General features: G+C 73.7%; 25 protein-coding genes. 4 read left to right on the top strand and 21 right to left on the bottom strand.

Annotation, left to right across the window (positions count from 1 at the left end; genetic code table 11):
• Nucleotides 1-73 precede the first annotated feature (73 nt).
• Nucleotides 74-1,336: a styrene monooxygenase/indole monooxygenase family protein gene (locus HZS56_RS21800; protein ID WP_216722442.1), complete on the top strand. Its 1,263-nt coding sequence runs from the start codon at nucleotides 74-76 to the stop codon at nucleotides 1,334-1,336.
• 164 nt (nucleotides 1,337-1,500) lie between these two features.
• Here HZS56_RS21800 and HZS56_RS21805 read toward each other — a convergent pair whose 3' ends face one another.
• From HZS56_RS21805 to HZS56_RS21820, 4 genes are all read right to left on the bottom strand, one after another.
• Nucleotides 1,501-2,835 carry a C40 family peptidase gene (locus HZS56_RS21805; protein ID WP_253914639.1) on the bottom strand — a complete coding sequence of 445 codons (1,335 nt, stop codon included), beginning with the start codon at nucleotides 2,833-2,835 and terminating at the stop codon, nucleotides 1,501-1,503.
• A 103-nt stretch (nucleotides 2,836-2,938) separates the two neighbouring features.
• Nucleotides 2,939-3,307 (bottom strand): DUF8847 domain-containing protein, encoded by a 369-nt coding sequence (locus tag HZS56_RS21810; RefSeq protein ID WP_216722443.1) that lies wholly within the window; start codon nucleotides 3,305-3,307, stop codon nucleotides 2,939-2,941.
• 109 nt (nucleotides 3,308-3,416) lie between these two features.
• Entirely contained in the window at nucleotides 3,417-4,070 is a 654-nt protein-coding gene (locus tag HZS56_RS21815) for a TetR/AcrR family transcriptional regulator (protein ID WP_216722444.1), read from the bottom strand.
• A gap of 63 nt (nucleotides 4,071-4,133) precedes the next feature.
• Nucleotides 4,134-5,072, bottom strand: a complete 939-nt coding sequence (locus tag HZS56_RS21820; protein WP_216722445.1) for an AurF N-oxygenase family protein — start codon at nucleotides 5,070-5,072, stop codon at nucleotides 4,134-4,136.
• 235 nt (nucleotides 5,073-5,307) lie between these two features.
• Between HZS56_RS21820 and HZS56_RS21825 the strand changes: the two genes are divergently transcribed.
• Entirely contained in the window at nucleotides 5,308-5,907 is a 600-nt protein-coding gene (locus HZS56_RS21825; protein WP_216722446.1) for a Uma2 family endonuclease, read from the top strand.
• Here the strand turns inward: HZS56_RS21825 and HZS56_RS21830 are convergent.
• From HZS56_RS21830 to HZS56_RS21855, 6 genes are all read right to left on the bottom strand, one after another.
• On the bottom strand, nucleotides 5,882-7,378 hold the full coding sequence (locus HZS56_RS21830) for a peptidoglycan D,D-transpeptidase FtsI family protein (RefSeq protein ID WP_216722447.1): 1,497 nt from the start codon (nucleotides 7,376-7,378) through the stop codon (nucleotides 5,882-5,884). The genes HZS56_RS21825 and HZS56_RS21830 overlap by 26 nt on opposite strands.
• Nucleotides 7,375-8,736, bottom strand: coding sequence for an FtsW/RodA/SpoVE family cell cycle protein (locus HZS56_RS21835; protein ID WP_216722448.1), 1,362 nt, complete (start codon nucleotides 8,734-8,736; stop codon nucleotides 7,375-7,377). The genes HZS56_RS21830 and HZS56_RS21835 overlap by 4 nt, the downstream gene beginning before the upstream one ends.
• A gap of 43 nt (nucleotides 8,737-8,779) precedes the next feature.
• Entirely contained in the window at nucleotides 8,780-9,271 is a 492-nt protein-coding gene (locus tag HZS56_RS21840; protein ID WP_216722449.1) for an SH3 domain-containing protein, read from the bottom strand.
• A 139-nt stretch (nucleotides 9,272-9,410) separates the two neighbouring features.
• On the bottom strand, nucleotides 9,411-10,655 hold the full coding sequence (locus HZS56_RS21845; protein ID WP_216722450.1) for an ATP-binding protein: 1,245 nt from the start codon (nucleotides 10,653-10,655) through the stop codon (nucleotides 9,411-9,413).
• Nucleotides 10,652-11,467 carry a hypothetical protein gene (locus tag HZS56_RS21850; RefSeq protein WP_216722451.1) on the bottom strand — a complete coding sequence of 272 codons (816 nt, stop codon included), beginning with the start codon at nucleotides 11,465-11,467 and terminating at the stop codon, nucleotides 10,652-10,654. Before HZS56_RS21850 ends, HZS56_RS21845 begins: the two co-directional genes overlap by 4 nt.
• 137 nt (nucleotides 11,468-11,604) lie before the next feature.
• Complete coding sequence (locus HZS56_RS21855) at nucleotides 11,605-12,111, bottom strand: protein-tyrosine phosphatase family protein (protein ID WP_253914640.1); 507 nt, start codon at nucleotides 12,109-12,111, stop codon at nucleotides 11,605-11,607.
• 128 nt (nucleotides 12,112-12,239) lie between these two features.
• Between HZS56_RS21855 and HZS56_RS21860 the strand changes: the two genes are divergently transcribed.
• Nucleotides 12,240-13,043, top strand: a complete 804-nt coding sequence (locus tag HZS56_RS21860) for a nuclease-related domain-containing protein (RefSeq protein WP_216722467.1) — start codon at nucleotides 12,240-12,242, stop codon at nucleotides 13,041-13,043.
• 219 nt (nucleotides 13,044-13,262) lie between these two features.
• Here the strand turns inward: HZS56_RS21860 and ligD are convergent, their stop codons facing one another.
• Complete coding sequence (ligD, locus tag HZS56_RS21865; protein WP_216722453.1) at nucleotides 13,263-14,144, bottom strand: non-homologous end-joining DNA ligase; 882 nt, start codon at nucleotides 14,142-14,144, stop codon at nucleotides 13,263-13,265.
• A gap of 59 nt (nucleotides 14,145-14,203) precedes the next feature.
• Here ligD and ku point away from each other — a divergent pair, with 59 nt between their 5' ends.
• Nucleotides 14,204-15,379, top strand: a complete 1,176-nt coding sequence (ku, locus tag HZS56_RS21870; protein ID WP_216722454.1) for a non-homologous end joining protein Ku — start codon at nucleotides 14,204-14,206, stop codon at nucleotides 15,377-15,379.
• 25 nt (nucleotides 15,380-15,404) lie between these two features.
• Here ku and HZS56_RS21875 read toward each other — a convergent pair whose 3' ends face one another.
• From HZS56_RS21875 to HZS56_RS21920, 10 genes are all read right to left on the bottom strand, one after another.
• Nucleotides 15,405-15,971 (bottom strand): hypothetical protein, encoded by a 567-nt coding sequence (locus HZS56_RS21875; RefSeq protein WP_216722455.1) that lies wholly within the window; start codon nucleotides 15,969-15,971, stop codon nucleotides 15,405-15,407.
• Nucleotides 15,972-16,203: 232 nt separating this feature from the next.
• Nucleotides 16,204-16,950 (bottom strand): DUF4142 domain-containing protein, encoded by a 747-nt coding sequence (locus tag HZS56_RS21880; RefSeq protein WP_216722456.1) that lies wholly within the window; start codon nucleotides 16,948-16,950, stop codon nucleotides 16,204-16,206.
• Nucleotides 16,951-17,107: 157 nt separating this feature from the next.
• Entirely contained in the window at nucleotides 17,108-17,542 is a 435-nt protein-coding gene (locus HZS56_RS21885; RefSeq protein WP_216722457.1) for a PPOX class F420-dependent oxidoreductase, read from the bottom strand.
• Between the two features lie 85 nt (nucleotides 17,543-17,627).
• Entirely contained in the window at nucleotides 17,628-18,572 is a 945-nt protein-coding gene (locus tag HZS56_RS21890) for a DUF3152 domain-containing protein (RefSeq protein WP_216722458.1), read from the bottom strand.
• 251 nt (nucleotides 18,573-18,823) lie between these two features.
• Nucleotides 18,824-19,159, bottom strand: coding sequence for a TcmI family type II polyketide cyclase (locus HZS56_RS21895; protein ID WP_216722459.1), 336 nt, complete (start codon nucleotides 19,157-19,159; stop codon nucleotides 18,824-18,826).
• Between the two features lie 135 nt (nucleotides 19,160-19,294).
• Complete coding sequence (locus HZS56_RS21900) at nucleotides 19,295-19,774, bottom strand: SRPBCC family protein (protein ID WP_216722460.1); 480 nt, start codon at nucleotides 19,772-19,774, stop codon at nucleotides 19,295-19,297.
• Nucleotide 19,775: 1 nt separating this feature from the next.
• Nucleotides 19,776-20,045, bottom strand: coding sequence for an acyl carrier protein (locus HZS56_RS21905; RefSeq protein WP_216722461.1), 270 nt, complete (start codon nucleotides 20,043-20,045; stop codon nucleotides 19,776-19,778).
• Nucleotides 20,046-20,169: 124 nt separating this feature from the next.
• Complete coding sequence (locus tag HZS56_RS21910) at nucleotides 20,170-21,432, bottom strand: beta-ketoacyl synthase N-terminal-like domain-containing protein (protein ID WP_216722462.1); 1,263 nt, start codon at nucleotides 21,430-21,432, stop codon at nucleotides 20,170-20,172.
• A complete protein-coding gene (locus HZS56_RS21915; RefSeq protein WP_216722463.1) occupies nucleotides 21,429-22,700 on the bottom strand; it encodes a beta-ketoacyl-[acyl-carrier-protein] synthase family protein in 1,272 nt (423 codons plus the stop codon). Before HZS56_RS21915 ends, HZS56_RS21910 begins: the two co-directional genes overlap by 4 nt.
• Nucleotides 22,697-23,257, bottom strand: a complete 561-nt coding sequence (locus HZS56_RS21920) for a cupin domain-containing protein (RefSeq protein WP_374201194.1) — start codon at nucleotides 23,255-23,257, stop codon at nucleotides 22,697-22,699. The genes HZS56_RS21915 and HZS56_RS21920 overlap by 4 nt, the downstream gene beginning before the upstream one ends.
• Nucleotides 23,258-23,296 lie beyond the last annotated feature (39 nt).

Consider the following 23,296-nt stretch of genomic DNA (forward strand, 5'->3'; position numbering starts at 1 on the left):
CTCGAGCACAGAAACCCGGGCAGACGACCCCCGAGAGTACCGAGCCCCGAGCCCCGAGTAGGAGACGGACCGCATGCGGAAGATACTCGTCGTCGGAGCCGGCCAGTCCGGCCTCCAACTCGCCCTCGGCCTGCAGTCGCACGGCTACGAGGTCACCCTGATGTCCAACCGGACCGCGGACGAGATCCGCAGCGGCCGGGTCATGTCGACGCAGTGCATGTTCCACACGGCACTCCAGCACGAACGCGATCTCCAGCTGAACTTCTGGGAGTCCCAGGCCCCGAAGATCGAGGGGCTCGGCGTCTCGGTGGCGGCCCCCGGCTCCTTCGACCCGGGTCCCTCGCAGCGGGCGATCGACTGGCTGGGGCACCTGGACGGGTTCGCCCAGTCGGTCGACCAGCGGGTGAAGATGGCCGGCTGGATGGAGACCTTCGCGCAGCGCGGCGGCCAGCTGGTCATCCACGGCGCGGCCGTCGGCGACCTGGACTACTTCTCCCGCGCCTACGACCTCGTCCTGGTCTCGGCGGGCAAGGGCGAGCTGGTCCAGATGTTCGGCCGAGACGCCGCGCGCTCCCCGTACGGCGAGCCGCAGCGTGCCCTCGCCGTGGCCTACGTCCACGGGATGGGCCCGCGCCCGGAGCACCCGGACACGGAGGCCGTCCGCTGCAACCTGGTGCCCGGCGTCGGCGAGCTGTTCGTCATGCCGGCCTTCACCACGTCCGGCCGCGCCGACATCCTGTTCCTCGAGGGCATACCCGGCGGCCCGCTCGACGTCTTCAAGGACGTCAAGGACCCGGCGGAGCACCTCTCCCTGACCCTGGAACTCATGGAGAAGTACGTCCCCTGGGAGTACGCGCGGGCCACCAAGGTCGAACTGACCGACGCCGGCGGCACCCTGGCCGGCCGCTACGCCCCCACCGTGCGCCACCCCGTCGGCCGCCTGCCCGGCGGCGGTCTCGTCCTCGGCGTGGCCGACGTGGTCGTCGCCAACGACCCGGTCACCGGCCAGGGCTCCAACTCCGCCTCGAAATGCGCCGCCTCCTACCTCGCGTCCATCCTGGAGCGCGGGGAGCAGGAGTTCGACGAGGCCTGGATGCAGCAGACCTTCGACCGCTACTGGGAGACGGCCCGGCACGTCACCAAGTGGACGAACACCATGCTCGCCCCGCCGCCGGAGCACATCCTCGACCTGTTCGGCGCGGCGACGGAGCTCCAGCCCGTCGCCGACCGCGTCGCCAACGGCTTCAACGACCCGTCCGACTTCGAGGACTTCTTCTACGACCCGGCGAAGTCCGAGGGCTATCTGATGGAGGTCTCGGGCGCGGCGGGCGCGTAGGCCTCCGGCGGGGACACGAGCCCCCACCGCGGGCGCCCACCGACCGCGGCGCCGCAGTCGGCGGCGCCGCAGTCCGCGGCGCCGAGGCGGCCGACGCGCCGTCCCGGCGCACGGCGCGGACACGTCCGCGGGGCTGCGCGCCGTGACTGACCGGCGCGCGCCGCTCACCTGCCCCGCCGGACGCCGGCCTCCTGCGCACCTGCTTCCCGCGCGCCGGACGGCCGCGTGCCCCCGTACCCCGCGTCGGATCCGTCCGACGCCCCCTCGGGGAGCCTCGGCGGTGTGTACCGCCCTACGGGCTGCCCGCCGGGGTCGGGTCGTACGGCGCCCAGGACCGGGTTGGCCGCGATCGGCGACACCTTGACGTCGGCGCCGGGGCGCGGTGCCTGGACGACCAGGCCGTCGCCGAGATACATCGCCACATGGGTGGCCTCGGGGAAGTACACCACCAGGTCACCGGGGCGCAGTTCACCGAGCGGCACGTGCTCCAGGCGCGCCCACTGCTCCTGGCTGGTCCGCGGGATCGGCGTCCCGGCCCGCTCCCAGGCCACGGAGGTCAGACCCGAGCAGTCGTACGACGCCGGGCCCTCGGCGCCCCACTCGTACGGCTTGCCGAGCTGTTCCACCGCGAACCGCACCGCCCGGTCGCCCTCCTGCGACGGTTTGCCGTCGTCGCCGAGTGCGCCGGACGCGAGGAACCGGTCCTGTGCCTCGTCGATCCCGTCCTGTTCGAACTCCGCGAGGGCCGCCAGTTCGCCGGGGGTGAGCGTGGCGAGCAGTTCCTCGACGGCGCCGAGGCGTTCGCGCACGCCGTCGCGTTCCTGCTCGCGGCGCTCGGCGAGGGCGCGCTGCGCCGCCAGTGCCTTGCGGGCACGCTCGGAGAGCGCGGCGGCCTTCTTCGCGTCACCGGTCAGGCGGCCGACCGTCTCCGCCTGCTCGCGGGCCAGCCGGCCGATCACGTGCCCCTGGTCGAGCGCGTGCTGCGGGTCGCGGGCCAGGAGCAGCCGCAGGTAGGGGGAGAGGTTGCTGCTGTTCTGGTACTGCTGCCGGGCCAGCCGTCCCGCCGCGCCGCGGCTGTCGCGCAGGGAGAGGCGGCTGCGGGCCAGCTCCGCGTCCAGCCGGCGCACCTCGGCGCGCTGCTTCGCCAGCCGCTCCTCGGTGGCGTTGTAGGTCTCGGTGGCCTGTTCCGCCTCCCGGTACAGCCGCTGAAGATCCGTCAGCAAACCGGACACCGACCGGTCCTCGCCGCCGGCCCCCGCCCCGTCGGTCCCGGCCCCGTCGGTCCCGGCCTCCGCCTGGCCGGTCCCGGTCCAGTCGGTACCGGACCCCGCCCCCTCGGCCTCGATCCCCTCGGCCCCGATCCCGTCGGTCCCGGTCCCGGTCCCAGTCCCGGTCCCGGTCGCCCCGGGCTCGGGTTCGGCCGTGGCGGGCACGGGTGCGAGGACGATCCCGGCCGCCACCGCCGCCGTACACACCAGACGCAGAAACCTTCCTGACATGCCGTCACCTCCGTCGCGGGGCGGCTCGTCCGCTCCGCACGGTGAGCATGTGGCGGCTTCCCCGGCCCCGCGCGCCGAGTGTGCGCGGTTCGGCGCAACGGGGTCACCCGTCGGCGTCGTCCGGCTTGCCACCCGGCGTGGCGTCTGGATCGGCGGCCCTCGCAAGATCCGGGCCGGGATCCGGGCCGGGATCCGGGCCGGGATCCGGCTTCGACCACGGCCACTTGCGGCCGGGACCCTTCCGGCCCTTCCGGCCCGTCGGATCCCAGGCGTACTTCCAGCGGGCGAAGCCGAGTCCCGGCCCGGCGTCCCGGGGCACGCGCCGGTACACCAGCACGGTGGGCGGGCCGCCGTCCGGGTCCGGCACGGGGATGCGGTACGTCTTCGGCGGGTGCCCGGTCATCCCGACCAGGACGGGCAGCACCCGCCCGTCCATGGGGCCGCCCTCGAAGGGGGTGTCTTCGCTCTTCACGCCACCAGTGTCGGTGATCTCCGCACCGGTGTCCGATGCGCAGAGGTCAGCTGCCAGGCGTCAGCCGTCGGGCGTCAGCCGTCGGGCGTCAGCTGTCGGGCGTCGGCTGTCAGAGGTCCGCCGCCAGCGCCTCGACCAGGGTCGCGGTCTGGGGATCGCGCCTCGCGGTGACCGTCAGCACCGCGAGGAACTGCTCCACCAGCCAGTCCCGCAGCTCGTCGACGGGCGGCTGCTTGGCCTCGTCGAGCCAGATCAGCGAGGACGCCTCCACCGCCGTGATCCACATCCGGACCGTCATCCGCAGCCGGGGGCCCGCTTCGGCCACGTCCAGGTGGCGCATGATGTGGTCGGCGGCGGCCCGGCGTACGCCGTCCACGATGCCCGTGGTCTGCGAGGTCTCGACCACGCTGCCGCCGCGCAGCAGGGCGCTGAAGCCGGTGTCGTGCTGGTCGACGAAGGCGAGATAGCGGTCCAGGGCGCGGGCCAGCCGGGCCAGCAGCGGGCCCTCGCGGGGCTCGTCGAAGCACAGTTCCAGCTCGTCGGCGGCCGACCTGAGCGCGGCCTCGTACAGCTGCTGCTTGCCGCCGGGGAAGTACCGGTACACCAGGGGGCGCGACACCCCGGCCTGCTCCGCCACGTCGTCGAGGGAGACCTCTTCCGGCGGCCGGTGCGCGAAGAGGGCGAGCGCCGCGTCGAGCAACTGGACGCGGCGCTCCTCGACGCTGAGGCGGCGATAGGCGGGGGTGGAGGCCTGCGGGGTCATGAGGCGCAGCGTAACCCGCACCCCGTCGCCCCCGCCCACGTCAGCGGCCCGTACCGGCCCGGACTACGCCAGCAGCCCCGACGACCTCCACAGCTGCCGTCCGACCCCCCGCAGTACGCCGATGTCGTCCAGGAAGTCCGTCAGGCGCTTCGCGCCGGTCTGCATGATCTCCTTGCGGTGGCCGCTGGCCCTGGCCTGCGCCAGAGCCTCGCGCTTGTCGAGGCCGACGTTGGTGTACACCTCCGGGTTGACGAAGGCGACGGAGAAGACGCGGGCGAACTCGCCGGACGTGATCCGGGTGAACTCCTGCGACCACTTCGGGGCCGTCACCATCTGGCGGCGCAGCTCCTCACGGGCGTAGCGCACGTGGCGGGCCTCCTCCACGACGTGGATGCGCGTGACGCCGCGGATCAGCGGCTGGACCCGCTCGTCCGGGAAGGTCAGCCGCTGCATCCAGTCCAGGACCTCCTCGCCGAGCAGCGTGGCGGTGAAGGAGCCGGGCGTGGTGGAGATGGTCTTGAACAGGCGGCCCAGGTGCTGGTGGACGGGGCTCACCGGATACCACGGCGTCTCGCCGCGCGAGATCAGCCGGGCGAACATCTTCGAGTGGCGGCACTCGTCCTCGATCTCGGTCAGCGCGTAGCGCACGTGCGCGCTCGTCGCCGACTTGTCGTAGATGTGCCGCACCAGCAGCTGCATGAGGATCAGCTCGAACCAGATGCCGAGCGAGGCGAGCGCCGCGGCCTCGTGCTGGGAGAGCACGATGCGCTGCTCCTCGCTCATCCGCTTCCACAGCGGCGTGTCGTACAGCGACACCAGCTCCGGCGGCCAGAACCACTTGCCGTCCTCGAACGGCGCGTCCCAGTCCAGCTCCTTGTCCGGGTCGAAGGAGTGCTTGGCGGAGGAGACGAGTAGCCGCTCGGCCACCTGCTCCCGGTCCTTGAGCAGGCCGAGCGCGTCGCGCAGGCCCTCGAGCGCGTCGGCTTCCGTCAGGGTCGTCATGGCTGTACCCACCTCGTCGAACGGTTCGTGTTACCCGCGGTTACTCAAGCTGCTCCGACTTATGAGACTGCTTGTCAGCAAGCCCGTCAATCCCTTGGGCGGAACTTGTTGACCGGGAGTAAAGACGGCGCGAGCGTCAAAGGCGCGGCACGCGATCACTCGTTGGGGCGCTCTGCCGGTGTTCGGCCTGGGTACGCTGACCACGTCAGCCAGACTCCGGCACATGGGAGCGATCATGAGCGCCGCACGCGACTACGGGCTGGACGACGACTACCAGTGGCCCCGTCCGCCGGAGGGCGGCTGGACGGCGGACGACCTCGACGAGCTTCCCAACCTGCCTCCGCACACGGAGCTGATCGACGGGAGCCTCGTCTTCGTGAGTCCGCAGACCAATTTCCACTCTCTGGCCATCCGATTGCTGGACCACGCCCTGCTGGCCCAGACGCCGGACGAGCTGAAGGTCATGACGCAGATGACCGTCAAACTCAGCGAACGCAATCGGACCGAGCCCGATGTGCTGGTGTTCCGGGCGGAGGCCTTCGTCGGCACGAGGCAGACCTGGTACCGGCCGGAAGACGTCGTGATCGCTGTTGAGGTCGTTTCCAAGGAGTCGATGGAACGGGATCGGGAGGTGAAGCCCTTGAAATACGCGCAGGCGGGTATCCCGCACTACTGGCGAGTCGAGGAGAACCACGACCTCCCGGTGGTCTACGCGTACGAACTCGACCCGGCCAGTAAGGTCTATGGGTTGGTCGGCATCTTCCACAATCGCCTCAAGCTCACCGTCCCTTTCCCGATCGACATCGACCTCACCAGTCTGGAACCTCGCCGGTGAGCGCTCTTTGCCTCACCCCCCCGAGAACCGCCTCCATCACCGCCCGCGCGATCGGCGCCGCGAGCCCGCCCCCGCTGATGCCGCCGCGGTCCGCCGCCGAGCCCTCGACCACCACCGCGACCGCGACCTTCGGCTCCAGGTCCCCGTCGCCCCGGGCCCAGGAGACGAACCAGGCGTACGGGGTGCCCGAGTTGCCGACGCCGTGCTGGGCCGTGCCGGTCTTGCCGCCCACCGTGGCGCCCGGGATCGCCGCATTCGAGCCGGTGCCCCGCTCCACCACGCCGGTCATCAGCTCCTTGAGCAGCGCCGCCGTCGAGGGGCGCATCACCTCGTGGGAGGGCCGCGAACCAGCCGCCGCCACCAGGCTGCCGCCCGCCCGCAGCGTCCGCTCCACCAGGTACGGGGAGCGCGCCTGACCGCCGTTCGCCACCGCCGCCGCGACCGTCGCCATCTGCAGCGGCGTCGCCCGCGTGTTGTACTGCCCGATCGACGCCAGCCCGAGCTGCGCCCGGTCCACCGAGGAGTCGAAGGTGCTCCGCGCGACGGGGAAGGGGACGCGCAGCCCGTCGTCGTTGAAGCCGAACGCCTCCGCCATGGCCGTCATGTCCGCCACGCCCACGTCCGCGCCGAGCTTGGCGAACACCGTGTTGCAGGACCACTCGAACGCCTCCCGCAGCGAGGCGTCGCGGCAGCCGTCGGCCTCGTTCGTCAGCGTCGTCCGCGTCCCGGGCAGCGTGTACGGGTCGGGGGAGCGGGTCGGCGCGTCGAGGTCGCGCACCACGCCCGCGTCCAGCGCCGCCGCCGCGGTGACGACCTTGAAGGTGGAACCCGGCGGATAGGTCCGGCTCACCGCCCGGTTCAGCATCGGCTTGTCCGGGTCGTCGTTCAGCCGGTTCCAGGTGCGGGCGGCGGCCGCGCTGTTGCCGGACAGCAGCTGGGGGTCGTAGGAAGGGGTGGAGACCAGGGCCAGGATCCGGCCCGTGGCCGGCTCGATCGCGGCCACCGCGCCCTTGCGCCCGTCGAGCCCCTCGAACGCCGCCCGCTGCGCCGCCCCGTCGATCGTCGTCACGACGTCCCCGCCCGGGTTCTGCGCCCCCGTCACGTCGTTCCACAGCGGCAGCGGCGCCAGCATCGGGTCGGCGCCGGACAGCAGGCCGTCCTCGGCGTGTTCGAGGAACGTCGTCCCGTACGCCTGCGAGGCGAAGCCCGTGACCGGCGCGTACATCGGCCCGTTCGCGTAGGTCCGCTCGAAGCGCAGGTGCTCACCGGTGTCCCGGGAGCCGGTGACCGCCTTGCCGCCGACCAGGATGTCGCCGCGCGGCTGCTGGTAGCGGGCGATGTCGGGGCGGCGGTTGGCCGGGTTGCCGTCGTACTGGGGGGCCTGGACGATCTGCACGCGGGCCGCGTTGACCACCAGGGCGACCAGCAGCAGCGCGCAGAAGACGGCCGCGTGCCGGATGTGCCGGGTCACGCCGGCGTCCCGCGCCGGGCCGCATGGCTGACCCGGATCAGCAGGGCCACGATCGCCCAGTTGGTGACGACCGAGGAACCGCCCTGCGCCAGGAAGGGCATCGCCATCCCGGTCAGCGGGATCAGCCCGGTCACCCCGCCCGCGATGACGAACACCTGGAGCGCCACGATCGAGGAGAGGCCGACCGCGAGGAGCCGGCCGAAGGGGTCGCGGGCGGCCAGCGCCGCCCGGTAGCCGCGCTCCACCAGCAGCCCGTACAGCAGGAAGACGGCGGTCAGGCCGAGGAAGCCCAGCTCCTCCCCGGCCGTCGCCAGGATGAAGTCCGACTTGACGGCGAAGCCGATCAGTACGGAGTGTCCGAGGCCCAGGCCAGTGCCGGTCACCCCGCCCGCCGCGAAGGCGAAGAGGGACTGGGCCAGCTGGCCCGGCCCGTCGCCCGCCTCGATGGACGCGAAGGGGTGCAGCCAGTCCTCCACCCGGCTGTGCACGTGCGGCTCCAGCCAGCCCACGGCCACCGCGCCCAGCGAGGCCAGCACCAGGCCGACGGCGATCCAGCCGGTGCGGCCGGTGGCGACGTAGAGCAGCACCACGAACAGGCCGAAGAAGAGGAGCGAGGTGCCGAGGTCGCGTTCCAGGACCAGGACGCCGACGCTGACCAGCCACACCGCCACGATCGGGCCGAGGACCCGCCCCGTGGGCAGCTGGAGGCGCCACACCCGGCGCCCCGCGTACGCCAGCGCGCTGCGGTTGGCGGCCAGGTACGCGGCGAAGAACACCGCAAGGAGCACCTTCGCGAACTCGCCCGGCTGGATGGAGAAGTCCTCGATCCGGACCCAGATGCGGGCGCCGTTCACCGCCGGGAAGAAGATCGGCACGATGAGCAGGGCGAGCGCCGCGGCCACGCAGACGTAGGCGTACCGCTGCAGGACCCGGTGGTCGCGCAGGAGCAGGACGACCACGATGAACAGACCCACGCCCAGCGTCGACCACACCAGCTGGGCCGGGGCCGCGCGGTCGCCCGGCGTCTCCAGGTCGAGCCGGTAGATCAGCACCAGGCCCAGGCCGTTGAGCAGCACGCCGATCGGCAGCAGCAGCGGATCGGCGTACGGAGCGCGCAGCCGCACCGCGAGATGGGCGAGGAGCGCCAGCACGCCGAGCCCGGCGCCGTAGCCGGCGGCGCCGGGCGGGAGGGCGTCGTGCCGGGCCAGGCCGACGTTGCAGTAGCCGAAGACCGACAGCAGGACGGCCATCAGGATGAGCGCGAGTTCGACGCCCCGGCGCCGCGGGAGCTGGGCGGCGGGAGCGGGCGTGTCCGCCTGTGCCACGGTGAGTCCGGGTCCGGTTCCGGCCTTGGTCATGTCCGGAACTTACCTACATGGGAGGATCTGCGCGGCGTCCGGATCAGCACCAGCGCGGCGCGGGACCGACGTTGTCGATGTAGCGGGCCGCGCCCCAGGCCCAGGTGCCGTCCGTGAGGAGGTACCACAGGGGGTTGCCCTTGACCGTGTCGCCGGGCGTCTTGCAGTAGATGGAGACGACCTCGCCCCGGCGGGCGTAGCGGATGACGTCCGAGCCGCGGGTCGGGGAGGTGCGCAGGGCGAGCCGCTCCGCCGTGACGACACCCCGGTAACGGCCCTGCTCCTGACGGCCGTCGCCGTCGCCGCCTCCGCCCCGCGCCGCCTCGCCCCCGTTCGTGCCACCGGTGCCGGCGTCGGTGCCCGTGCCCGTGCCCGTGACGGTGACGAGGGAGGCGGGGCCGGGGGCGCCGTCCCGGCCGTCGTCCGCGGCGGCGGGTGTGACGGCGGCGGCGGTCGCGAGTGCGCCGGCCGCGAGGGCGGTGGCGAGGCCGCGGACCAGGAACGGGCGCGAGACCGGTGCGGACAGCTGGGACATGGGAGTACCTCCCGGGGAGCGAACGTGGGAAACCTGTCTCTAGGTGACCAGTCGCCACATTAGGAGCGCCCGGCGCCGACCGCTCCCCGCGCTGGGCCATCGGAGAACCCGGGACGGTCCGGACGGTCCGCCGCGGCCGTCACGGCTGCCGAGGCAGGGCCAGCGTCGCCAGCGCCCCGCCGTCCGGCGGGTTGCCGAACTCCAGCCGCGCGCCGAGCACCTCGGCCTGCCCCAGCGCGATCGTCAGCCCGAGCCCGTGGCCCTTCGCCCCGCTCTCGGTACGGAACCGCTGCGGCCCGTGCGCGAGGAGGTACTCCGGATAGCCCGGCCCGTGGTCCCGTACGGTGATCACCGGCCCGTCCACGGTCAGCACCACCGGCGTCCGCCCGTGCCGGTGCGCGTTCGCGACCAGGTTGCCCAGCACCCGCTCGAGGCGCCGCCGGTCGGTCTCCACCCGCGCGTCCCGCGCGACGTCGACCCGCGTGTCGGTGCCCGAGCCGCGGACCACCCGCCGGGCCAGCTCGCCCAGCGGCTCCGCGTCCAGCTCCAGCCGCTCCCGCCCGCTGTCCAGCCGGGAGATCTCCAGCAGGTCCTCGGTGAGTGTGCGCAGCGCCGCCACCCGGTCCCGCACCAGCTCGGTCGGGCGGCCCGGCGGCAGCAGCTCGGCCGCCGCAAGCAGGCCGGTGAGCGGGGTGCGCAGCTCGTGCGCGACGTCCGCGGCGAACCGCTGCTCGGCGAGCAGCTTGCCCTGCAGCGACGACGCCATCGAGTCCAGCGCCGAGGCGACCGACGCCACCTCGTCCTGCGGGCGCGTCGGGTCCTGTGCCCGCGGATCACCCACCCGGGCGTCGAGGTCGCCGGCGCTGATCCGCCGCGCCACCCGCGCCGTCGCGTGCAGCCGGCGCGTCACCCGTGTCACCGCGAACGCGCCGACCAGCAGCGTCGCCCCGATCGCCAGCCCCGACGACCACACGATCGCGCCGTCCAGGCCCTCGATGGTGCGCTCGCCCTGGGAGTGGTCGACCCGCACCGCCAGCGCCCGGCCGCCGTCCGCGGGGCCCGCCGCCCACATCGTGGGGCGCCCCTCGTAGTCGGCGGCCATCGTGCCGCGCCGTCCCGAGCCCGCCAGCTCGCGCAGCCGCCCGGGCAGCCCCGGCGGATCGACGCCGGCGCCGTGCGACAGCGGGTCCCCGGCCTCGTACGACGCCGTCGCCTCCCGCAGCCGGGCCAGCGCCGTGTCGCGGGCCTGGCCGACGGTCTGGTCGGTCACCGACACGTGCACCAGCACGCCGAGCAGCGCGGCGAGCGCGCAGCACATCACCGCGATGAACACGGCCGCCCGCACCGCGAGCGGACCGGCCCACCGCGGAAGGGCCGGCCTCACCGGGCACTCCCCGACGGGGACGGGGACGGTGTCAGGGACGGGGACGGGTGCTGCGACGGCGGCTGCGGCGGCGACGGACGCCCCGTCTGCCCGCCGTCGTCGCCCTCGTCGGCGCGGAGCATCTCGTCACTGGTCAGCAGCATCGCCCGCTGGTCGGCGTCCCAGGTCCACTGGAGCCGGTACTCGTACCCCGCGACCTCCGAGGGCGAGCGGACGACGACCGAGCGCCCCGCCAGCTCCACCGCGCTCACGGCGTCGTCGTACGACATCACCCGCACGAGCCGGTCCTTCTCGACGGTGTAGACGCGCACCGCGGTCAGGTTTCCGGGCAGCAGCCGGAAGCCCAGCGTCATCTCCGGCCGCCCGTCACCGGTGAGGTCGCGGTAGTACGGCCGCAGCACCGGGCACCCCCCGCTCCCCGCGCCGGACCCGCCCGGACCCTGCGTGCCGCAGTCCGCCATCCGCGCGGACGTCTCGTGGTACCGGGCCCCCGTGCCCGCGTAGTCGTCCGGGTGCGCGGCGATCTCGGCCCGCACCGCGGCCACCGGATCGGCGTCGCGGATGTCGCCGCCGGGCACGGCGACGCCCTCGACCGGGGCGTGCTCCACCTCGCCGATGTCGTAGGCCGGGCTCGACGCCGGCGGCAGGCCGGGCCAGAGCCGGGCGGGGCTGCGCGCCGCCGCCGTCGCGCCCGCGTCCCGCAGCCCGCCCGTGTCGCCGCAGCCGGCCAGCGCACCGGCCGCCGCGGTCACCAGGAGCAGCGCGAGGAAGGCGGGAACGCGGGCGGGGCGCCCACGGCGGCTCGGGAGCACTGCACTCCTGGGGTCCGGGTTCGGGTTCGGGGTTCGGCGTCGGTGGTTCCGCGTGGTGGTGCGGGGCGGGGGCGGGCGGGGCACCGTAAGCCTCTTTCGTACGGGAGGCCATTTTGCGCGGGTCCGGGTGCGCCGGGCTACTCGGCCAGCTCCTCCAGCAGTCGCGCGGTGGCCAGACCGGCCCGCAGGTACGCCACGAACAACTCGTTGTGCAGCGCCCACGGCGAGCGCCGCGCCCGGATCAGCCGGACCGCCTCGTCGGCGTCGGCGCCCCGCCGCATCAGGGTCTGCGCGACGACCAGGCCGGAGCGGTTGTACCCGTGGTAGCAGCGGACGAGTACCGCGCGGCCCGCGTCCAGCGCCCCGTCCGCCGCCTGCGCGAGCCCGATCACCCCGGCGAGCTGCGTGCCGTCCAGGGGCCCGTCGGGTATCGGCCACACATGGTGCTCGACACCCTCGTCCGGCCCGTGCCCGGGAAGCCGCAGCAGCGTCTGTACGAGATCGAACTCGTCGCCCACCACGGCGAACTCCAGTCCCCCTCCGGGCCGCCGGAACTCGTGCCCGCCCATCCACAGCCCCGGCACGATCTCGTCCCACGGCCGGTCGGGTGCCGGCACGTCCGGACCTCTCCCACGGGTACGCAATGGAGCCTCCCCAGTCCCGCCCAGGGTCTGCCCGGCACCGCCCAGGGCCTGCCCGACTCCTCCCCAAGGTAACCGGGTTCTTGCCCCCGCAGCACCCTGCCTGGTCCCATGGACGGGGGGTGATGGCGATGGACGGACTGCGCGTCGTGCCGACCCGGCGCCACGGCCAGGAACGGCTCTACGTCTGCCTCCCGGACGGCGGGAACGTCGCCTGGTACGACCGTGAGGCGGCCCGCGTCAACCTGCTGAGTGCCGACCGCAGGGACGAGATCCTGCACGCCCTCGGCCCCTTCCTGACCGGCCCGGTCACCGTCGGCCCGCCCCCGGTCCCGACCCCCGCCGAGCTGGCCCGGCTCTCCCTCCACCCGGACGACGACCTCGCCCCCAACCGGCCGGGCGAGGCGCTCCTGGTCGCCCTCGACCGCGAGCCCGGACCGGTGCACCGGCTGCGCCCCGACCCGCGCCGCCGGGCGCTGGCCGCCGAACAGACAGTGGGGGAGGCCCTCGACCGGCTCGACGGGGCCGGCTGGCACACCCTGCACTCCGTACCGCTGCCCGGCGGCGACCGCCTTCACCACCTGCTGATCGGCCCCGGCGGCCTCTTCGCCCTCCATGTGCTGCCCGCCCGCAGGCAGCGGGTGCGCGTCACCGACCCCGACGTCGCGCTGGGCCGCCGCGCGCCGCGCCCGCTGCTGCGCAGGGTTCGCGCCGACGCCGACCGGGCCTCCTACGCGCTGACGGCCGAGGTCCGCGCCGTCCTCGTCCTGGTCGAACCGGCCCACGTGTCCCTCGCCGCCCCGCCCCGCTCGGTGCGCGTGCTCACGGAGCGGGAGCTGCCCGGCCTGGCCCGCCTCGGCGGCACACTCAAGCCGGCCGACGTGCAGACCCTGCACGCGGCCGCCCGCGACCGCACCACCTGGACCCGCCTCTGACCCGGCCCCGACGCCCGTCCCGCCGCCGGCGCCTGTCCCGGTCGTGAGGTCCGTCCCCTTCTCGATGCCCGCCTCGGTCCCGAGGTCCGTCTTGCCCTTGGTGCCCGTCCGTGCGTCGGCGCCTGTCCCGGCTGCGAGGTCCGCCCTGCTCCCGATGCCCGCCCCGGCACCGAGGGTGGGACGGACGTCGACGGTCCCCGGAGCCGACGGTCCCGGGAGTCAGGGCAGGGCCGCCGCCCCCTCCCGTTCGAGCAGCGGTGCGAGGAGGTCGCCGTAGTCCTGCACCCGGGGCCCGAGATCCCCGGCCAGGAACACGAACTGCTCCGCCCGCCGGCAGCCGGCCACCTCGTCCCACGTCACCGGAGTGGACACCGCCGGGACGGAGCGGGACCGCACGGTGTACGGAGCGGCCGTGGTCTTGCGGGCCGCGTTCTGGCTCCAGTCCACGAACACCTTCCCCGGCCGCAGACTGCGCGTCATCCGGTGCACGACCAGCTTCGGCAGCTCCCGCTCCGCCTCCACGGCCAGCGCCTTCGCGTACTCCGACACCCGCTCCGAGGACGACCCCCGCACCCCGGCCAGCAGGTGCAGCCCCTTGGCCCCGGACGTCTTGGCGTACGCCTCGATCCCGTCCGCCGCCAGGCGCTCCCGCAGCCACAGCGCCACCTCGCAGCACTGCACGACCGTCGCGGGCGGGCCGGGATCCAGGTCGAACACCAGGCGGTCGGCCTGCTCCGGGTCGTCCGCGGTCCACTGGTGCGTGTGGAACTCGGTCACCAGGTTCGCCGCCCACATGAGGCTCGCCAGGTCCTGGACCAGCACCATCCGGGCCGGGCCCTCGGAGCGGGGCACCTCGGCCGTGGTGACCCAGTCGGGCGTACCCGGCGGCACGTTCTTGGCGAAGAAGACCTGGCCGTCCGGGCCGTCCGGGTACCGCAGGAAGGAGACCGCACGGTCCCGCAGGTGCGGCAGCAGCACCTCCGCGGACGTCGCGTAGTAGTGCAGCAGCTCGCCCTTGGTGAAGCCGGTCGCCGGATACAGCACCTTCTCCAGATTGCTGAGGGCCACCCGCCGCCCCTCCACCTCAGTGATAGGCGCCATACCATGAGAGTCTCACGAAATACGGACAAAACGCCCAGGATTCCGGAAAGGTGCTGCACGTGCGATCCATCTGGAACGGCGCCATCTCCTTCGGCCTGGTGAGCATCCCGATCAAGCTGGTGAACGCCACCGAGAGCCACGCGGTCTCCTTCCGCCAGATCCACACGGAGGACGGCGGCCGGATCCGCTACCGCAAGGTGTGCGAGCTGGAGGACCGCGAGGTCACCCAGGCCGAGATCGGCAAGGCCTACGAGGACGCCGACGGGTCGATGATCCCGATCACCGACGAGGACCTGTCCCACCTGCCGATCCCGACGGCCCGGACGATCGAGATCGTGGCCTTCGTGCCCGAGGAGCGCATCGACCCGCTCCAGATGGGCGCCGCCTACTACCTCGCGGCCAGTGGCGCCCCCGCCGCCAAGCCGTACACGCTGCTGCGGGAGGCGCTCAAGCGCAGCAACCGGGTCGCCATCGCCAAGTTCGCGCTGCGCGGCCGGGAGCGGCTCGGCATGCTCCGGGTGGTCGGCGACGCCATCGCGATGCACGGCCTGCTGTGGCCCGACGAGGTCCGCGCCCCCGAGGGCGTCGCCCCGGACGCCGGGGTCACCGTGCGCGACCAGGAGCTGGACCTCGCCGACGCCCTCATGGACACGCTCGGCGAGATCGACCTGGAGGACCTGCACGACGAGTACCGGGAGGCCCTGGAGGAGGTCATCGCCGCCAAGTCCGCCGGTGAGACGCCCCCGGAGACCCGCGAGGAGGCCGCGCCCGGGAAGGTCCTCGACCTGATGGCCGCGCTCGAGGGCAGCGTACGGGCGGCCCGCGAGTCCCGGGGCGGCGAGGAGGCCGGGCCCGCGGAGGAGGCCGAGGTGCGGTCCCTGCGAAAGAGCGGGGCGCCGTCCCGGCAGGCCCCCAAGGAGACCGGCGGCAAGAAGTCGACGTCGGCGGGCGCGAAGAAGACCGCGGCGAAGAAGGCGGCGCCGAAGAAGTCGACGTCGGCCGCCGCCACCGGCGGCGCGGGGGCCGGGACGGGCCGGTCGGGCAGGAAGGCGGCGGCCAAGGACACCGCGAAGAAGACCGCGGGCAGAGGCACGGCCACGAAGAGCGCACCGGCGAAGAGCACGGCGACGAGAAGCGCGGCGACGAAGAGTACGGCGACGAAGAGTCCGGCGGCCGGGAGCGCGGCGGACAAGAGCACCGCCAAGAAGTCGCCGTCCCGCAAGCGCAGCGCCTGAAGCCCTGCGGCGGTCCGGGCGTGGGTCAGTCCACGGTCCGGGGGTGCGCGGACATGCGGGGTATGGCGGACGGCGCGGGCTCGAAGACGGCCGGGGTCGCCGTGGCCGACTCGTCGGGCGCCGGCGACGCCGGCCCCGGCACCGGCGGGCTCTCCTCCAGGCGCTGCCCGATCGTGGCGGCCGGTTCGCCGTCGGGGACGACCTCCTCGGCGGACAGCTGCGACCACGCGGTCAGCCCCAGAGCCAGGGCGGCGGCCGCGCCGAGCACCCGGCCGGCCCGCCGCAGCCGCGCCCGGCGGTCCAGCTCGCGCCAGGCCGGACCCTGCCAGGGGTCCTCGGGCCGCCACGCCTCGCCGACGGTGTTCACCGTGTTCGCCGTGTTCGCCGTGTTCACCGTGTCGGCCGGTGGCCGCCGGGGCTGCCAGCCCGGCATCCGGTCCTGCGCGGACGGTTCCCTGGGCGCGGAGGTGCGGATGGCGTGTTCGCTGTCCTCCAGGAACATCCGCCAGACGTGCTCCGGCACGGGCGGCGTACCGCCCGGCTCGCCGGGTCCGCCCGGTGTGCCGCCGCTGCCCGGTCCGGAAGCGGTCATGGTCCCGCTCTTCTCTCTCGTACGGTTCCCGGACGGGTCCGGGTGGCGGGCCGGATCATGGCACAGCGCGAAAAGAGATCGCCATGCCCCTCACCACTCGCTCCCGCCAACTGTTCAGACGCGCAACGACGTCGGCGCGTTCCCGGGGGGCCACCCACCGGACCCACCGGACCCACCGGACCCACCGGACCCACCGGACCCGCCGGACCCGCCGGACACGCCCGGGGCGGCCTCATGGCGCCGCCGGCGACGGAGTGGGCGTCGGGGAGGCGGTGTTGACGTTGAGGTCGGGGCGGGGCTTGAGCACCAGCACCCGCTCGCCCGGCTGCGGCGGGGGCGGGGTGACCTTCTCCTTGGGCAGCTTCGCCGGACCGGTCTGTTTGAAGGTCACCTGGTCGTACTCGACCAGTCCGGTCTTCTCCAGCACGGTGATGTGGTCCAGGACGGTGTCGTTGGCGAGGTCGGCCAGCTGCCGCACGAGGGTGTTCTTGGTGGAGGCCCGGATCTTGGCGATCGCCGGGAAGATCTGGCCGTGGGTCACGCGCATGATGTTGACGGCCGAGGAGTCGAACTCCTTGCCGCTCTTGGCGTTCACCGTCGTCACGAAGCCCTCCTGCTGCGGCGAGGCCCGGTTGGGCAGCGTGATGCCCAACTCGGGGGAGATCTCCCGGCACATCGCGTCGAGCCCCGCGTGTCCGACGATCAGATGCTCGCCGGCCGTCTTCATCTCCTTGGTCGTGCCGCGCTTCAGCACGCTCTCGCCCAGCGGGTACTCCCACAGTCCGGCGGCCCGCACCTTGACCACGAAGTCCCGGTCGGCCTCCGTGAGCGGCCCGTACTTGGTCGCGGCCACGATCCGGTCCTGGTTGCCGTCGGCCTTGTCCAGACCGAGCACGGCCGGAAAGGCCAGCGCGGTCAGGGTCAGGGTCATCGCGGCGAACAGTACGACGACTCCGATCCTGCTGCGGGACAGGCGCATGGTGCCTCCAGGTACGACGGCGAGGGGCTCGCGACTCGGCTTCGTACGCGCACTCGTGGCGCGTGCGCGTACACGTGTGCCTGGAGATACGGAAACGGCGGGCGGATCTATCACCGCCGGGGAGGGGAACTTGCGGACGGACCCGACTGCCGCCGGTTCAGCCGATGTCGGCGCCGTACATGCGCTCGACCGTGATGGTCAGCAGCACCCGGCGGTCGGACACCATCGTCGCGCGGTACTCGTCCCAGTCGGGGTGTTCACCGGCGGCGGCCCGGTAGTACTCCACCAGCGCCTCGACCTCCGGCCCGAGCGGGTCGGTGCCGGGGCCGGTGAGGGTGGCGACGCCCTCGGCGGTGGCCCAGGACCTGCCGTCCGGTGCGGTCACCTGCAGCGTGGCCCGGGGGTCCCGGCGCAGGTTGGCGGTCTTGGCCAGCCCCTCGCGGGTCGAGACACGGATGACGCCGGCCTCCGGGTCGTAGGCCGGCGTCACGGGGGAGAGCTGCGGGCGGCCGTCCGACTTGATCGTCGCGAGTACGCCGAGCCGGCTCTCCGCCAGCAGGGCCCGTGGGTCAAAACGCGGTGTGGTGGTCATGGTCCGATCATCACCCGCCGCACCGGGAGCTGTCCCGCGAACCGTCCGCCGGACGCCGTCGTCCGGGGCCGGACCCCCGGGCGGCTCAGGGGACCGACGGACCACCCAGGTAGTCGCCGTCCGCGTCGTACGGCCAGGCGTTGGCCACGCACCCCTTGAGCCCCTTGATCTGCTGCATCATCGCCGGAGCCGGCCGGCCGGCTCCGGGGCAGGTCTCGTGCCCGTGGCCGAGGCGGTGGCCGACCTCGTGGTTGACGATCAGGGCGCGGTACTCGTGGATCGGGCCGTCGAACTCCGGCGAACCCAGCACCCAGCGCTTGAGGTTCACCACGACGTCCGTGCCGACGCTGCAGTTCACCTCGCCCCGGGTGAGCAGCCCCGCGGCGCCGCAGATCTCGTCGACGGTGCCCGGCGTGGCGATCTTCACCACGAAGTCGTACGAACCGCTGCTCACCAGCCGGAAGGAGTTGGTGCCGTCCCGGGTCCAGCCGCGTCGGTCGGCGAGCACGTCGGCTATCTCGGCCGCGGCGGCGCCCGGCCGTACGTCGAGGCCCTCCTCGACCAGGACCTTGTACCGGCGCACCCGGCTGCCGGTGCCCACGGTCGTGCCGTCGGCCCGAGCGGTGACGAAGGTGCCGGGGCCGGTCGCCGGAATGGCGATCGTGGAGGCGGACGCCGACGGAGACGAGGACGCCGAGGCCGTACCGGACGGCGATGCGGAAGAAGGGCTTCCCGACGGCTCCGGCCCCGCCGAGGGACCGGCGGCGTCCAGGGCGTCGGCGACGTCGGCCACCTGGTCGTCCGTCACCGGCGGCCGGGTCTCGCGCCAGTAGGCGACCGCGGCCCCCGCGGTGAGCACGACGGCCCCGAGGACGAGGCAGACCAGGCCCGCGCGGACGGGACCGCGGCGCCCGCGCCCGCCCCTGCCCCTGCCCCTGCCCCTGCCTCTGCCCCTGCTCCTGTGAGAGTTGTGCCCGGAACCGTCGGGCGCGGCTCCCCGGCCGGTCCGGCGGGCGGTGGATCGGCCCACGGTGTGCGTCCTCTCTGCTGGTCGGCGGGGCCCCCACGGCGGGCCGCCGTGCGCTGGTCTCCCCACTGGATCCAAGCGGACGGATGTGCGAAATAGTTCACAGCGCCTCACGTGTCCCTTCTCACGCGCGTGTTCGCCTCCCGCACGCAACCCATCCGCCGTCCGCACCATCCGCACCGTCCCCAACGTCCGCGTCGGGGCCGCCCGGTGGAGACCGGACGACCCCGACGCTCGGTGGGGACGGCGTGCCGTCAGCCGGCGGAGGTCCGCTCCCAGCGGTAGAAGCAGCGCGCCATCGCGTCCTTGGGACCGCGCCAGGTCGCCGGGTCGTACGCCGACACGTACGGCTCCAGACGCTCGCTGACCTCGCGGAACTCCGGGTGCCCGGTCAGCTTCCCGATGGTGGGGGCCGGGTCCTCGTCGCTCTCGATGAGGTGCAGGTACACGCCGTCACCGAACTCGAAGAGGCTGCGCCGGTTGACGCCCACCAGGTGCGGCAGCTCGCCGCGGTCGGACTCCGCGAACACCTTCGCGATGTCCGGTGCCGCGCCGGGTGCCATCCGGGCGACGATCAGTGTGTGGTGCATGGGGTGATGCCCTTCTCCGATGTCGGTCGCTGTGCGCGCGCCGCGCTGTCGCCGAGCACGCGCCGTGCGGTCGTCGTGCCGTCGCCGGGCGGACGCCGGGCGGTCGGCGTACGGCCGCCGCGCCGCCGCCCGGTGTCAGTCGGCGAGCGCCGAGGCGGTCCGCCGTTCGCCCGCCGCCTGCTCGATCCGGTCCCGGATGAGAGCCATCTGCGTGCGGGAGTTGCGGTTGATGTTGTCCGTCATCCAGGCGTCGTCCACGGGCGCTTCCGGCTTCATGGCGAAGTCCTGCGTCCAGCGCATGACGGTGCCCTCGGCGGTCTCCGAGTACTCCCAGACGATGTTCATGTACTGGAAGGGCCCGGTCTCGACCCGCTGGGCGCGCACGGTGCGGGTCACTGGGTCGGCGACACGCTCGGAGACCCAGCTCCACACCTTGCCGTCCGCGTCCGGGTGCATGGTGAGCCGGAAGACGACCTTGTCGCCGTCGCGCTCGAGCACCTCCACGGAGGCGTACTCGCTGAACAGCTTCGGCCAGCCCTCGATGTCGTTGGTCATGTTCCAGACCAGCTCCATCGGCGCGGCGATGGTGATCTCGTTGTCGGTGTGCCCTGCCATCTCACACTCCTGTCCTGAGGGCGCCGTTGACCAGCGCGAGGAAGTCCGCGGGTGTCTTGCAGCGCTCGGCCTGCTCCGGCAGGCCCAGGCCGTACCGCTTCTCCAGCTCGGCGACGATGCCGAGCAGGCCGAGGGAGTCCAGGCCGAAGGTGTCGAAGCCGTCGTCGGCCTGCTGCCCGAGGGTGACCGGGTCGACATGGACGCCGGCGGTGCGCTTCATCAGCGCCGACAGGTCCTCGACGGTCACCTGGTGGTCCAGTTGGTCGGTCATGGGGGTGTCCTCCTTCACTTGACGGCGGGCGCCCGGTCACGGCGTCCGCCCGGGACCGGCGTCGGCCGGTCCCCGGTTGCCGGCCGGCAACCGCTCGGTACTCGGTCGCCGGCCGGTCCGCGGCTCAGGACGGCGAGGTGCCGCCCTGCCGCAGGACGAGCGCCGAGTTCGAGCCCATGAGCCCGCGGCCGAGAACGAGCGCCGTACGCGGCTCGGCGGGACGGGCGCGCCCGGTCACCACGTCCAGGTCGTGGCACACGTCGGACACGTGCGGAGTGGGCGGTATCAGCCCGTGCTCCATGGCGAGCACCGCGGTCGCCACGTCCAGCACCGGCGCGGCGCAGTAGGCCCGCCCGGTACCGGTCTTGGGTGCGGTGACCGGTACGCGCCGGGCGTGCGCCCCGAGCGCGTCGGCCAGCGCCAGGGCCTCGGCCCGGTCGGCCTCCGGGATCCCGAGGGCGTCCGCGAAGACCACGTCGACCTCCTCGGGACGGCAGTCCGCCTCGGCCAGCGCGCCCGCGACCGCCCGGGCCAGTCCCTCGCGGGAGTCGGCCCAGCGGCCCGGCCCGGTGAAGGTCGCCGCGTGCCCGGCCACCGTCGCGCGCACGTCCGCCCCCCGCTCCAGGGCTGCCCGCTCCTCCTCGACGACCAGCACCGCACCGCCCTCGGCCGGCGCGAACCCGCAGGCGGCCTCGGTGAACGGCCGGTAGGCACGCTCGGGTTCACCGGCCCGGCTCAGCTCGGGGTAACCCAGCTGGCAGACGATCGAGTACGGGGCGAGCGGCGCCTCCGTCGCGCCGCAGACCACCGTTTCGGTGCCGCCCCGCACGGCCAGCGCGGCGTGCGCCAGGGCGTCCAGGCCGCCCGCCTCGTCGGCGGCCACGACCCCGCAGGGGCCCTTGAAGTCGTTGCGGATGGAGACCTGGCCGGTGCTGGCCGCGTAGAACCAGGCGATCGACTGGTACGGGCCGACGTACCGCGAGCCCTGGCCCCACAGGTTCTGCAGCTCCCGCTGCCCGAACTCGCCGCCGCCCGAACCGGCCGCCGTGACCACGCCGACCGAGTACGGCGAGTCGACGTCCGCCCGCCCGAACCGGGCGTCGGCCAGCGCGAACTGGGCCGCGGCGAGTGCGAAGTGCGTGAACCGGTCGGTCTGGACGAGGAAGCGCTCCTCGACCGTCTCGGCGGCGTCAAAGCCGCGCACCTCGCCCGCCACCTTCAGCGGCATCCGCTCGCAGCCCTCCCGGGTGACGGGGCCGAGGCTGCTGGCTCCGTCGGCGGTCGCCTTCCAGTGCGCCTCGACCCCGACGCCGTGCGGGGAGACCACGCCGAGCCCGGTGACGACCGCGCGCCGGTCCGTGCCGGTGGTCCGTTGCCGTCCGCTCATCGCAGCGCTCCTTCACTGGCGCTCAGCACGACCGCGGACTGGAAGCCGCCGAAGCCGCTGCCCACCGACAGCACGTGCCGCAGCGTCCGCTCCCGCGCCTCGCGGGGCACGTAGTCGAGGTCGCACTCGGGGTCGGGGGTCGTGTAGTTGGCCGTGGGCGGCACCACCTGGTGGGCCATGGCCAGCACACAGGCGGCCAGTTCGATCGAGCCGATCGCGCCGAGCGAGTGGCCGACCATCGACTTGATCGAACTCATCGGCGTGTTGTAGGCGTGCTCGCCCAGCGAGCGCTTGACGGCCGCCGTCTCGTGCCGGTCGTTCTGCTGGGTGCCGGAGCCGTGCGCGTTGACGTAGTCGATCGCGGAGCCGTCCAGCTCGGCCATGTCGAGGGCCGTGTCGATGGCCCGCGCCATCTCCAGGCCCTCCTTGGTCAGCCCGGTCATGTGGTACGCGTTGCCGAAGGTCGCGTAGCCGGAGATCTCGCAGTACACGTCCGCGCCGCGGGCCCGGGCGTGCTCCAGGTCCTCCAGGACCAGCACCGCCGCGCCCTCGCCCATCACGAAGCCGTTGCGGTCGGCGTCGAAGGGCCGGGAGGCGTGCGCGGGGTCGTCGTTGTTCGGCGAGGTCGCCTTGATCGCGTCGAAGCAGGCCATGGTGATCGGCGATATCGGCGAGTCCGCCGCGCCCGCCAGGCACACGTCGACGCGCCCTTCGGCGACCGCGTGGTAGGCGTACCCGACCGCGTCGAGGCCGGACGTGCACCCGGTGGACACCGTCTGCACCGGTCCGTGCACCCCGAACTCCTCGGCCACGGCGGAGGAGAGGGTGGCGGGGGTGAACGCGCGCTCCAGATGCGGCTCGGCCCGCCGGTCGTCGACGTCCCAGCGGGCACCGCGCTCGCTGACCAGGACGTAGTCGTGCTCCAGCCGGGTGGTGCCGCCGACCGCCGTGCCCAGCGTGGCACCGGCCCGCCAGGGGTCCTCACGGTCCATGTCGAGGTGCGCGTCCCGGACCGCCTCCGCGGCGGCGACGAGCGCGAACTGCACGTACCGGTCGCTCCGTTGGGCGGTGGCGAGGCCCAGCCCGTGCTCGGACGCCTCGAAGTCGCACTCGGCGGCGATCTGGGAACGCAGCCCTGCCGGGTCGAACAGGGAGATGCGGCGCGTCGCCGTACGGCCGTCGGACAGCAGGCTCCAGAACTGGGGCACGCCGATCCCGCCCGGGGCGACGACGCCTATGCCCGTGACGGCGACCCGTCGCCGGGTCATGACACCACCTCGGGCGCGGCGGCGGGCCGCTCGTGCCCGGCCCGGTCCTGCCCCACTCGGTCCTGCCCGGCCCCCTCCTGTCCGGCCCCTTCCTGTCCGGCCGTCTCCTGTCCCGCCCGGTTCCGACCGGCGTGGCCCGGGTGCGCTCCGTCGTGCGAGAGGGGATTGCCCTCCGCGTCCTCGGTGTCGACGTGGCCCAGCTCGGGGCGCGGGGCCAGCGGGCCGAGGTGGAACACGAGCCGCGCCTCGACGTCCCCCGCGTTGCGGATGCGGTGGCGCATGTCCTGCGGGATCAGCAGCCCCTGCCCCGCGCCGAGCGCGTGCGGCACCCCGTCCAGGTCCACCTCGAGGGCCCCCTCGGTGACGTACACGAACTCCTCGGAGTACGGGTGGTAGTGCTCGGCGATGCGGTCGCCGGGCTGCACGATGGCCACGCCCATGAAGCCGCTGGTCGATCCCGCGGTGGTGGGCGTGAGGAGGGCGCGGAGGTCGCCGCCGCGCCGGCGGTTCGGCGCGATGTCGCCGAGCGAGACGATGCGTACCTGCTGGTTTGTCATGTCGTTCACTCCGGGGTGACGGGAGGGGGAGGCAGGGGG

This window comes from Streptomyces mayonensis (assembly GCF_018982965.1).
Lineage (GTDB): Bacteria > Actinomycetota > Actinomycetes > Streptomycetales > Streptomycetaceae > Streptomyces > Streptomyces mayonensis.